The organism is Vibrio sp. B7, from assembly GCF_963888765.1.
GTDB lineage: Bacteria > Pseudomonadota > Gammaproteobacteria > Enterobacterales > Vibrionaceae > Vibrio > Vibrio anguillarum.
This window is the reverse complement of record NZ_CAWPKR010000019.1, coordinates 1-3128: the sequence shown is the minus strand read 5'-3', so window position 1 is coordinate 3128 and position 3128 is coordinate 1. Positions and strand designations below refer to the sequence as shown.

General features: G+C 51.3%; 2 rRNA genes. Both read right to left on the bottom strand.

From position 1 onward, the window contains the following. Positions 1-7 precede the first annotated feature (7 nt). Positions 8-123: ribosomal RNA gene (gene rrf / locus AACV32_RS07965) — 5S ribosomal RNA — on the bottom strand. Positions 124-210: 87 nt separating this feature from the next. Next, positions 211-3102: ribosomal RNA gene (locus AACV32_RS07960) — 23S ribosomal RNA — on the bottom strand. Positions 3103-3128: the final 26 nt, after the last annotated feature.

Below are 3128 nucleotides of genomic sequence, written 5' to 3'. Positions count from 1 at the left end.
ATTCAAAGCCTGGCGATGTCCTACTCTCACATGGGGAGACCCCACACTACCATCGGCGCTGTTGTGTTTCACTTCTGAGTTCGGCATGGAGTCAGGTGGGTCCACAACGCTATGGTCGCCAAGCAAATTTCTTAATTCGGAAAGCTGTTTCGTTCTCATTCACACATTCAATGTTCTTCCATTGAGTCCACAAAACCCCTTCGGTGTTGTATGGTTAAGCCTCACGGGCAATTAGTATTGGTTAGCTCAACGCCTCGCAGCGCTTACACACCCAACCTATCAACGTTCTAGTCTCGAACAACCCTTTAGGACACTTAAAGTGCCAGGGAAGACTCATCTCAGGGCTCGCTTCGCGCTTAGATGCTTTCAGCGCTTATCAATTCCGAACTTAGCTACCGGGCAATGCCATTGGCATGACAACCCGAACACCAGCGGTTCGTCCACTCCGGTCCTCTCGTACTAGGAGCAGCCCCCTTCAATCTTCCAACGCCCACGGCAGATAGGGACCGAACTGTCTCACGACGTTCTAAACCCAGCTCGCGTACCACTTTAAATGGCGAACAGCCATACCCTTGGGACCGACTTCAGCCCCAGGATGTGATGAGCCGACATCGAGGTGCCAAACACCGCCGTCGATATGAACTCTTGGGCGGTATCAGCCTGTTATCCCCGGAGTACCTTTTATCCGTTGAGCGATGGCCCTTCCATTCAGAACCACCGGATCACTATGACCTACTTTCGTACCTGCTCGAACCGTCATTCTCGCAGTTAAGCGGGCTTATGCCATTGCACTAACCTCACGATGTCCAACCGTGATTAGCCCACCTTCGTGCTCCTCCGTTACTCTTTGGGAGGAGACCGCCCCAGTCAAACTACCCACCAGGCACTGTCCGCAACCCCGATGAGGGGCCTACGTTAGAACATCAAAACGACAAGGGTGGTATTTCAAGGTCGACTCCACGCAATCTAGCGACTGCGCTTCTAAGTCTCCCACCTATCCTACACATGTAGGTTCAATGTTCAGTGCCAAGCTGTAGTAAAGGTTCACGGGGTCTTTCCGTCTAGCCGCGGGTACACTGCATCTTCACAGCGATTTCAATTTCACTGAGTCTCGGGTGGAGACAGCGTGGCCATCATTACGCCATTCGTGCAGGTCGGAACTTACCCGACAAGGAATTTCGCTACCTTAGGACCGTTATAGTTACGGCCGCCGTTTACCGGGGCTTCGATCAAGAGCTTCGACCTAAGTCTAACCCCATCAATTAACCTTCCGGCACCGGGCAGGCGTCACACCGTATACGTCATCTTGCGATTTTGCACAGTGCTGTGTTTTTAATAAACAGTTGCAGCCACCTGGTATCTGCGACTCTCGTCAGCTCCATCCGCAAGGGACTTCACCAATAAGAGCGTACCTTCTCCCGAAGTTACGGTACCATTTTGCCTAGTTCCTTCACCCGAGTTCTCTCAAGCGCCTTGGTATTCTCTACCCGACCACCTGTGTCGGTTTGGGGTACGATTGCTTATAATCTGAAGCTTAGAGGCTTTTCCTGGAAGCAGGGCATCAATGACTTCACTGCCGTAGCAGCTCGACGTCGTGTCTCAGCCTAACAAGAAACCGGATTTACCTAGTCTCTTAGCCTACGCACTTGAACCAGGACAACCGTCGCCTGGCCCACCTAGCCTTCTCCGTCCCCCCATCGCAATTATAAGCAGTACGGGAATATTAACCCGTTTCCCATCGACTACGCTTTTCAGCCTCGCCTTAGGGGTCGACTTACCCTGCCCCGATTAACGTTGGACAGGAACCCTTGGTCTTCCGGCGGGGAGGTTTTTCACCCCCCTTATCGTTACTCATGTCAGCATTCGCACTTCTGATACCTCCAGCATGCTTTACAACACACCTTCAACGGCTTACAGAACGCTCCCCTACCCAATACAGTAAACTGTATTGCCGCAGCTTCGGTTTACTACTTAGCCCCGTTACATCTTCCGCGCAGGCCGACTCGACCAGTGAGCTATTACGCTTTCTTTAAATGATGGCTGCTTCTAAGCCAACATCCTGGCTGTCTGAGCCTTCCCACATCGTTTCCCACTTAGTAGTAATTTGGGACCTTAGCTGGCGGTCTGGGTTGTTTCCCTCTCCACGACGGACGTTAGCACCCGCCGTGTGTCTCCCGGATAGTACTTACTGGTATTCGGAGTTTGCAAAGGGTTGGTAAGTCGGGATGACCCCCTAGCCTTAACAGTGCTCTACCCCCAGTAGTATTCGTCCGAGGCGCTACCTAAATAGCTTTCGGGGAGAACCAGCTATCTCCGAGTTTGATTGGCCTTTCACCCCTAGCCACAAGTCATCCGCTAATTTTTCAACATTAGTCGGTTCGGTCCTCCAGTTGATGTTACTCAACCTTCAACCTGCCCATGGCTAGATCACCCGGTTTCGGGTCTATATCCAGAGACTGAAGCGCCCAGTTAAGACTCGGTTTCCCTACGGCTCCCCTATTCGGTTAACCTTGCCACTGAATATAAGTCGCTGACCCATTATACAAAAGGTACGCAGTCACAGGACAAAGCCTGCTCCTACTGCTTGTACGTACACGGTTTCAGGTTCTATTTCACTCCCCTCACAGGGGTTCTTTTCGCCTTTCCCTCACGGTACTGGTTCACTATCGGTCAGTCAGTAGTATTTAGCCTTGGAGGATGGTCCCCCCATGTTCAGACAGGATAACACGTGTCCCGCCTTACTCGATTTCACTTATAATGATGGAACAGTTACGGGGCTATCACCCTTTATTGCGCCACTTTCCAGAGGCTTCACCTGCATCATTAAAAGCTTAAGGGCTAGTCCAATTTCGCTCGCCGCTACTTTCGGAATCTCTGTTGATTTCTTCTCCTCGGGGTACTTAGATGTTTCAGTTCCCCCGGTTTGCCTCCTTACCCTATGTATTCAGGTAAGGATACGTGCTTATGCACGTGGGTTTCCCCATTCGGAAATCGTAGACTCAAGTGGCTGTTACTGCCTAATCTACGCTTATCGCAAGTTACTACGTCCTTCATCGCCTCTGACTGCCAAGGCATCCACCGTGTACGCTTAGTCACTTAACCATACAACCCGAAGAAGTTTCGTGTTG